Annotated in this window: 7 protein-coding genes; all 7 read left to right on the top strand. The window is 70.4% G+C overall.

The window, feature by feature from the left end; translation table 11 throughout:
* Positions 1 to 511: hypothetical protein (locus VI078_08950; GenBank protein ID HEY5999408.1), on the top strand; the 511-nt coding region annotated here is incomplete at its 5' end.
* A 342-nt stretch (positions 512 to 853) separates the two neighbouring features.
* Complete coding sequence (locus VI078_08945; protein ID HEY5999407.1) at positions 854 to 2,455, top strand: hypothetical protein; 1,602 nt, start codon at positions 854 to 856, stop codon at positions 2,453 to 2,455.
* Between the two features lie 135 nt (positions 2,456 to 2,590).
* The gene (locus tag VI078_08940; protein ID HEY5999406.1) at positions 2,591 to 4,897 is read left to right on the top strand and encodes a cytochrome c3 family protein; all 2,307 of its coding nucleotides are present in this window, start codon (positions 2,591 to 2,593) and stop codon (positions 4,895 to 4,897) included.
* 89 nt (positions 4,898 to 4,986) lie between these two features.
* The gene (locus tag VI078_08935; protein HEY5999405.1) at positions 4,987 to 5,580 is read left to right on the top strand and encodes a redoxin domain-containing protein; all 594 of its coding nucleotides are present in this window, start codon (positions 4,987 to 4,989) and stop codon (positions 5,578 to 5,580) included.
* A gap of 61 nt (positions 5,581 to 5,641) precedes the next feature.
* Positions 5,642 to 7,354: a peptidyl-prolyl cis-trans isomerase gene (locus VI078_08930; protein HEY5999404.1), complete on the top strand. Its 1,713-nt coding sequence runs from the start codon at positions 5,642 to 5,644 to the stop codon at positions 7,352 to 7,354.
* Positions 7,314 to 8,441, top strand: a complete 1,128-nt coding sequence (locus VI078_08925) for a hypothetical protein (protein ID HEY5999403.1) — start codon at positions 7,314 to 7,316, stop codon at positions 8,439 to 8,441. Before VI078_08930 ends, VI078_08925 begins: the two co-directional genes overlap by 41 nt.
* A 2-nt stretch (positions 8,442 to 8,443) precedes the next feature.
* Positions 8,444 to 9,226, top strand: a 783-nt coding sequence (locus VI078_08920; protein HEY5999402.1) for a hypothetical protein, incomplete at its 3' end; no start/stop codon positions are given.

The following is a 9,226-nucleotide window of genomic DNA, read 5'->3' as shown; positions in this document are numbered from 1 at the left end:
GGACGACCACACAACGGAGGATGACGACATGGGATGGGCCAGGACGGCGGCGATGGCCGCGCTCGCGGCGCTCGCGCTCCTGTGCGGCGCGGCCGGCGCGGGGGCGCAGGCGGCGCGCGCGGGCGCGGAGGAGTTCGACTTCTACGGCGTGCGCTTCGGCATGACCCCCGAGCAGGTGCGCGCGGCGCTGCCGGCCAACGCCACGGGGACCGAGGCGCTGGAGCCGAAGCACGGCATGCGCTACCTGCAGTTCGTGTACGACTACCGCAACCGGGTCGGCGAGATCCGCGCCTCCTACGAGCGGCCCGCGGACGGGCTGCGCGAATCCGCGCTGCGGCTTGCACTCAAGGAGCGCTTCTCGCAGCCGGTCACCGCCCGCTGGCGCGACATCTCGGTGGCCCTCGACGAGACCTCGAACCGGGCGGCGATCACCCTGGTCATCGTGTCCCAGGCGATGCGCCAGGAGGCGATCGAGCACTTCCGGGACGAGTTCCTGCGGGCCATGGAGTGAGGAGGTGGGGGCGCGGGTGCGTGGTCTCCCCCAGCGGTGGGGGAAATCCCCCCGCTCCCCAGCGCCGGGCGCAAATCTCCCCGCCCGGTGGGCCATTCGTAACCACACGATGTTACAGGCCTGTTTCTGTGGATTACTTTCGGTGCCTCCGGCCCTCGCCGCTGGCACTGCTCTTGCGTAACGGAAGGTACGGAGCGGAGGGCTGGATTCGTGAGAGACGATCAGTTCGTTGACAACGAAAATTCAGGATCCTACACTGCCTCCCTGCGTTCGCTCGGCAACAACCGCCCCTACAGCGAGGGCAAAGGGAGGAAGAAGGCTGTGAATCAAAGGGCAAGGGATGTGCTCCGGTCAGTTCTCGTCATCGCACTCTGCGTCTGTGCCGTGGTCGCCGGCCTCTCGGCGCCGGCCGCGGCGGTCGACGCCCCGCGCTGGGTCGCGGTGCTCTACGTCGACGCCCAGCGCTCGGTCGGCCTGCGGTGGCTGCCGGTCCCTGGGGCGACCGGCTACAAGGTTCTGCGCAGCGCGACCGCAGGGTCGGGGTACACCGAGATCGGGGCGACGGCGCAGCCGCAGCACTTCGACACGACCGTCCAGGCCGGCGAGACCTACTATTACGTCCTGCAGACGGTAGCCGGCGCCGAGGTCAGCGCCAACGGCGAGGAGCGCAGCGTCAAGATCCCCGGCCAGAAGAAGGCCGTGACGCTGCCCCCCGACTGGGTCGCGGTCAAGCCTGACGCCACGACCGAGTTCGGCAAGACCAACTACCGCGTCGGCCTCTCCTGGAACAGTCCGAAGGCCGGCAAGGCGATCGCCTACAACCTCTACCGCAGCGATACGGCCGGCTCCGGTTACCAGCAGATCAGTTCCGCGCCGGAGACCACGTACGTCGACGCCAAGGTCGAGCTGGGCAAGACGTACTACTACGTGCTGACGACCCTCGACGACTCGTTCCAGGAGTCGGCGTACTCCGCCGAGCAGAAGGTCACGATCGCCGAGATCAAGAAGGACGCGGGGGCCAAGAAGAAGAAGAAGCTCACCTCCGTGCCGCTGCACACCAAGAAGCTCTTCACGCTCGACAACAAGCTCGACCTGCTGATGCAGCCGCGCGACATCGCGGTCGCCAAGGACGGCACGATCTACATCACCGACTGCGTGGCCAGGAAGATCGTCGTCTTCAACAAGGACAACGAGTTCGTGGCGCGCTACGGCGAGCCGGGACAGTTCGAGTGCCCGACCGGCATCGTCATCGTCGACGATACGCTCTACATCACCGACCAGATGAGGAAGGCCGTCACCATCCTGGAAGCCGACGGCAAGTTCGTGAAGTCCATCCCCATCTACCGGGACCCCAAGCTGCCCCAGGCGGCGATGCCGTGGGGGATCGCGTTCTCGCCGGTGAAGCGCAAGTTCTACGTCGTCGACTCCATGAACAGCCAGATCCAGGTCTACGACGACGGCATGACGTTCGAGTCGGCGTTCGGCACGAAGTACGACGACAAGGGCAAGGCGATCGAGCCCGTGGAGTTGCGCTCGCCGGTGGGGATGGACGTCAGCAACGACGGCAGCCGCATGATGGTCGTGGACAGCGACGCCAAGGTGACCTTCTACGACGACACCGGCAAGATGATCGACCAGCTCGGCGAGCGCGGCGCGGGTGTCGGCACCTTCATGTACCTCAACGGCGTGGCCCACGACGCGAAGACCGACTGGTTCTTCGCGGTCGACAAGACGGTGAACACCGCGCAGATCTTCGACGGCAACGGCGCGTTCAAGTACATGATGTCCAACGAGGAGGGCAAGGGTGCCCCGGGGCTCTCGAACCCGAACGGCGCCATCATCGTCGGCGACAGGTTCTACGTCGTCGAGAACATCGCCAAGCAGTACAGCATCCTGCAGCTGCTCTGGGACAAGTCCCCGCCGCCCTTCCAGCCGCCGGAGTGATCGGGACCGCTATTCCATCAGCAAGAGGGGAGGTGGGAGCACAGGGGAAGCGACGAGATGCCGGTCGGCGACGAGCCGCCGGCGAGACACGGGTCGATGTGGGGTAGTAACGCAGTACGGCACATGGAGGGTTTGATGAAGAAAGCGACGCTCGTAGCAGTGATGCTGCTCGCGGCCGGCCTCATGGCCATGCCGGCGCAGGTCCTTGCGCTCGGCGGACCGCACGCCAGCTTCACCTGCAACAACTGTCACATCCCGCACGCCGCCGGCGGCGACCGCCTCTGGATCGACGTCCCGAGCGGCACCGGCAACTGGGGCGGCAACAAGATCGGTCAGCTCTGCTACTCCTGCCACGACGGCAGCACCGTTGCCGGCGTCCTGTGCTCCAACATGGGCGCCTACATCTACACCGGCACGACGGCGCACGGCCCGTTCTTCGGCGCCATCCCCGCCCTGCCTGACGGCCCCGCCGGGACGGCCGAGAGCGGCGAGACGTACATGAACGCCAACGCCAACCTGCCGTACACCGCCGCGACCAACCCGCTGATCCAGAGCGGCGACCAGGCCATCCAGTGCACCTCGTGCCACTTCGTGCACGACAACACGGACGGCGTCTCCCCGTACCTGCGCGCCGGCACGGGCGCCGCCTACCGCGGCGACCTCTGCGAGCGCTGCCACCGCCGCGGCGAGACCGACACCGCCGCCGAGCAGGGCGACGGCAACTCGATGGTCTACACCAACGCCACGGTCTCCCTCCACCCCGTCCAGATCTCCGCCGTGACGGCGACCAACGGCGCGCGCCTGCGCACTGCCCTCGTCCCCTCGGTTGCCGGCGCCCCGGGCACCCCGGACATCGGCAACGCGCTGACCTCGGCCACCACGGCTCCGACCGGCTGGCTCCTCGGCGCCCACTCCGCCGACGGGTCGACGACGGGCGTCCTCGACTGCACCACCTGCCACGCCGTCCACGGTGACGAGACCTCCCAGACGCCGGGCCAGGGCAACTACAAGCTGGCCATCAACAACTACCCGGCCACCTACACCAGCTCGCCCCTCTGCTACGGCTGCCACCAGCTTCCGGTCGTGACCACCGCGTCGGTGGGCGACCACCCGATCGACACGACCACGGGCACCTACGTTGTGACCTTCCCCAGCGACGGCGGCCCGAACCACGGTTCCGCGGTCAGCCCCTGGCCGCAGGGGACCGGCACGGATCCGACCCCGATGTGCTCGAGCTGCCACGACGCCCACGGCGGTATGGCTGCCAACGAGGGGACGGCGTTCACGCAGGGCAACGACATGCGCGGCCGCCTGCGCCGCCAGAACCCCCCCCTCTCCCCCGGCCTCGTCAACTGGTGCTACTCCTGCCACCTGAACGCCTCGCCGAACAACCACCACTCCCACAAGGGGAACCTGCGCATCGCCGACGGCGACGACATGGACTCCGTGCTCGACTGCGAGAACTGCCACGGCGGCGGCGCCGGGACGTACGCGCACAACCAGGCGGGCGGCTTCTTCGCCACCGCGAACTTCGGCAACGGCAACCACGCCGCCAGCCCGACGTGGTGCAACTACTGCCACAACGTGAACCCGACCGATCTGGAGCAGCCGATCAACCGCGCGATCGCGGACACGATGACCAACATCGACGGCGGCAACCACAACGCCGGCGCCCAGCCGGTGACCCCGATGGGCCACGGCGTGGACCGCGGCGAGGGCACGCACGTCCTCGGTCAGGACGGCGACTTCCGGTTCGGCGCGCAGAGCGTCGTCGTGACGATCCCGATGGCTGGGGCGTGGCCGGCCCCGGCGTCGAACTGGGCGTCCGGCTCGATCGACACCGTCGCGGACAACATCTCGCGCTGGAAGTCGGCCGCTGCCGGCGACATGGTCTGCGAGTCCTGCCACAACATCATCGGCAACATCGGCTATCTCGCTGCCGGTGGCACGGGCAAGGAAGGGTGGCAGAACAACCTGCTGCTCATGAACTACAAGGACGACGGCAACGGCAACCGCGGCATGGCCGCGGGCAGCGGCGCCGAAGTCGGCGCGGCCTTCTGCATGTACTGCCACTACAGCGCCACCCAGGGCACCACCGGACCTCCGGGGACGCACCAGATCACGGGCCAGGTCATCACGGCGGCCGCCGACAACGTGCGCGCCATCACGACCCTGGTCACGGGCTCTGTGGACGGCACGTACGCCGACGCCGCGGGCGCCCCGAATGCCGCGTCCTACCCGAACAACGACATGATGGACTGCGATTCCTGCCACCGGCCGCACGACTCGGCTCCGGGCGGCACCGCGTCCGCGACGTCGGTGGACTACGCGACCGGCGTGGGCGGCACCATCACGAAGGGCACGGACTTCATCCTCGAGGCGGCGGAGGCCACTGCCGGCGTGTACTCGCCGGCCCTCTGCGTCAACTGCCACAACTACTAAGATCCGCGTAGTGTCCGCGGGGAGGGGCGCCTTGCGCCCCTCCCCGGTTTTTCGTTCTCGAGAGACTCCTAGCCTTGAGGAGGAAGCACATGCGCACCTGGAAGACAGCCGTTGCATGCGCCGCCGCCCTGGCGCTGCTCGCTGCGACGTCCGCCTCGGCCGAGACCAAGGCCGCCGCCCCGGCGGCGAAGCCGGCCGCCGCGCCGGCCGCACCCGCCGCACCCGCCGCACCCGCAAAGAAGGTGAAGCCCTGGGAGATCGGCCAGCCGGCGATCGACTTCACCATCAAGAACTTCGAGACCAAGGCGGACTTCACGCTCTCCACCCAGCTCAAGAAGCAGAAGCTGCTCTTCGTCTGGCTCTCGTCGAGCTGCTCGTCGTGCCTCGCCGAGATCACCGAGCTCAAGACGGCCCAGACCGAGGGCAAGCTCAAGGACGTGGGCGTGTACGTCGTGAGCATCGACTTCAAGGAAGACAACCTGCAGAGCTACAACGAAGGCTTCGTCCACCAGGATTTCACCATGCTGCACGACCCGAAGTTCGCGTCGGCACTCAAGTACGGCTTCCGCTCGACCCCCTCGACGCTGCTCATCGACAAGGAGGGGAACATCGCCTTCAAGGCCACCGGCTTCGAGCCCGGCGAGGTTAAGAACACCATCGAGGCGATCGCCAAGGCGAAGTAAGCGGATGGATCTAATCACACCACGCATGTGCGGCCGGCGCCCGGAATCCGGGCGTCGGCAGTTGTTCAGTCCGGCGCGGGCCGCGGCGGTGATCGCCGCGGCCTCGTTGCTGTGTGCGGCCTTCGCGCCGGTGGGGCCGGCCGTCGCCGCGCCCGCGGCAGCCGCTAAGCCGGAGAAGGCCGCGGCGGCTGCAAAGCCCGGGAAGGCCGCTAAGCCGGAGAAGGCCGCGGCAGCCGCAAAGCCCGGGAAAGCCGATGCGGTGCTGGCCACGTACCGCGGCGGCACCGTGACGGCGTCCGAGTTCGAAGCCTTCCAGAGGATGAAGCTCGGCCCCGGGGAGTACGAGCAGCTGTGGGCGGACCGCGCCGCGGTGCGCGGTGCGATCATGCGGCAGGCGCTGCTCGAGGTCGTCGGCGTGCTCGCGACCGAGAGCGGCCTGCGCGAGACGGCGGCGTTCAGGGACCAGATGCGAGGCCACGAGAACGAGCTGCTCGCGAAGCTCTGGCGCGCCAAGGTGCGCGGTGACGTCCGGGTGACCGAGGAGGAGCTGGAGCGGATGGTCCCGCCGCAGCCGGAGGAGGTCCGGGTGGCGTGGGCCTCCTTCCCGGACGAGGAGGAGGCGTCCCGCTACGCGGCCGCCCTGCGCGCGGGGGGCGACTTCGCCGCCGCGGCGCGCGCCGTCGGTGGCGCGGAGCCCGCGCGGGGGGAGGCCGTGCTGAGCGCGGAGGCCGAGACCCACTTCTCGCCCGCGACGAAGCGGGTGATCCTCGCGCTGGCCGTCGGCGAGGTCGCGGGGCCGCTGGAGGAGCCGATCGGCTGGTACGTGCTCAAGGCCGTGGGCCGCACCAGCGTCGAGACGCAGCGGGCACGCAGGCGCGACGAGCTGCGGCCGCAGGTGCTGGCGGCCAAGCGCGAGGATGCCGAGGCCGGCGCGATAGGCACGCTGCGGGCGAAGGCGAAGATCTCGATCGACGAGAAGGCGCTGACCGACCCGGCCGGGGCCGGGTCGGGCAGGAAGGTCGCCGAGGTCAACGGCGAGCCGGTCGTCTTCAAGCAGGAGGCGCAGCACGGCTTCCCACAGCACGGCGAGATGGAGAAGCTGCTGCGCAAGCAGCTCGACCGGCAGGTCGACGATCTGCTCGCCGCCCAGGAAGGGCGGCGGCTGGGGCTGGAGCGCGCCGACCCGGGGTGGAAGCCGGCGATGGACGCCTACGCGCTGGACCTGCTCACCGGGCTCTACCGCGACCAGGTCTACAAGCTGTATCAGGTGGACGAGGACGAGGTGCGCGACTACTACAACCGCAATCCGGAGCAGTTCAAGAGCCCGGCGATGGTGCGGGTGCGCCAGATCGTCCTGCCGAGCGGCTTCCTCGCGAGGCGCTACCGCGAGGACCTGGTCGCGGGCCGCGCGGTCTTCGAGGAGCTGGCGCGGCGCGAGTCCATCGACCGCGAGAGCGCGGTGATCGGCGGCGACCAGGGGTGGGTGCGCGAGAACGCCATCCGCGACGAGCTTCGGGCGTACGTCGAGGCGCTGAAGGTCGGGGAGATCTCGGTGCCGATCCCGATCGGCGACAACTTCTACATCCTCAAGCTTGACGCGCGATCGGAGCGGGAGCTGCTCCCCTACGAGCAGGTGAAGGAACAGGCGCGCCCGCGCGCCCTGCTCGCCAAGCGCACCGCCCACTGGCAGGAGTTCTTCGAGCGCAAGCGCAAGGAAGCACAGGTGACGCTCAATGACGCCGAGATCGACCGACTCCTCAGGCCGGCCCCGTAGGGTCCTGCTCCTCGCCGCGACGCTGCTGCTGACACTGGCTCCCTGGGCGGCGGCCGCCGATTCGTCCGCCCCGGCCGCCGGGGGCGCGTCCCCGGCCGCGTCGCCGCCGGTGGGCAAGGGGACCGTCCTGGCCGGGCCGCCCCCGGACACGGCGGTGCTCGCCACCGTCGACGGCGTCCCCATCACCGTCGGCCAGGTGCGCGACATCATGCGCGTGACCGGCGCGGGTCCCGCGGGCGCCGGCGGGGCGCTCGAGAGGGCGCTCGAGGGCCAGCTGCTCTACGCCGAGGCCGTGCGCCGGGGCCTGCGCGAGGCGCCCGAGGTCGTCGCCGCCGTCGAGAGCGACGTCCGGCAGCTGCTCGAGGAGCAGTACGTGCTCTGGAAGTATCCCGACGAGGTCAGGGCGAAGAACCCGGGCTCGTTCCACCAGGGCAGCTCGATGAGCGGCAGCCACGGCGGCGTGATGTCCGAGGCGGCGCTGCTCGGCGACATGGTGGAGAATCTCGAGAAGAAGGCGGGGGCGGAGGCGAACGTCAAGCCGCTGCCGGACGCCTACCAGAAGCCGAACACGACGGGGGCTCCGCGCGGGGCGCTCGTCGTGGCCCGGTTCGGGGAGAACGACGTCGTGCTCTGGAGCGAGGTCGAGGCGGTGGACCGGATGGTCGCCGAGCTCGACCCGCCGCTGGAGGGGGTCACGGCGCTGCGCTTCGCCAGGTCGATCTCCAGGGCCGCGGGACGCAAGCTGGTGCTGCGCGAGGCCGAGGCGGCGCTGCCTGCCTTCCGGGAGAAGTACGACCGCGGCCGGGAGCGCCTTGCCCGCGCGGCCGCCACCCGGCGCCTGATCGCCCTCGAGGTGGAGCCCCGGTTGAAGCTCGGCGAGGCGGAACTGAGGGCCTACTACGAAGCCAATCTCGGTCGCTACGGCTCCGTCGCTTCGCCCCCGCCGTTCGACCAGGTGCGGGGCAAGGTCGCGCGTGACGCGCGGCTCGACGCCGTGGCCAAGGAGCGGTCGGTCTACGCCGCGAAGCTGCGCGGCGCCGCGACGATCGCGATCGACCGCGGGCTGCTCGAATCCCTGGGGGAGTGACCGTGCCGCGGACCACGGTGCGCGTGACGCTCGCGCTCGCGGTTGCGCTGCTCCCCCTCTGTGCCGCCGGCCGGGCCGCAGCGGCCGCGCCCGAGGCGCCGCGCTGGGTCGCCCAGCGCTTCATTGGCGAGCGCTCGGCGGTCGGCCTCGCCTGGACCGCCGTCCCCGGGGCGGAGCGCTACCTCATCCTGCGCCGCGCCGAGGGCGAGGAACAGGCGCGCCAGATCGGCGCCACGCCCGGCCTGCAGTACCTGGACGCCGCGGTCACGCGCGGCGTGCGCTACCGCTACTCCGTCTGCGCCGCGGGGCCCGGCGGGACCGGGCCGGTGTCCGCCGAGGCCGAGGTCCTGGCGCTGGAGCCACAGCTCATCCCTCCGGCGGCGCCCCGCTGGACCGACGCGGTCGCCGCGTCCGAGGGGGACGCCCCGGCCGTCCGGCTGCTGTGGGCGCCGGTTTCGGGCGCCGTGGTCTACAACGTCTTCCGCCGCACGCCGGCCGACCCGCCGGGGGCCTTCCGCCTGCGGGCGGGCGTGGCCGACTGCACCTTCACGGACACGGAGGTCGGGGCCGGCGCGTACGAGTACCGGTTGAGCGCCGTGAGCGCGGCCATGGTCGAGGGCGCGCTCTCGGACGTCAGGAGCGTGACGCTCGCCGCCGCGCGCGCCGGTGGCAGTCAGCGCACGGCGGGGCCGGCGCTGCGCGTGCGCCCGAGCCGCGAGGCGCTCGTGCTGCGCGGCGGCGAGAAGCTGCCGATCCTGGCGCCGGTGGACATCGTGGCGTCGCCG

The sequence above is a fragment of the bacterium genome (assembly GCA_036524115.1).
In the GTDB taxonomy this organism is placed as follows: domain Bacteria; phylum JAUVQV01; class JAUVQV01; order JAUVQV01; family DATDCY01; genus DATDCY01.
The sequence above is the reverse complement of the archived record's forward strand: the minus strand, read 5'-3'. Positions and strand labels throughout refer to the sequence as shown.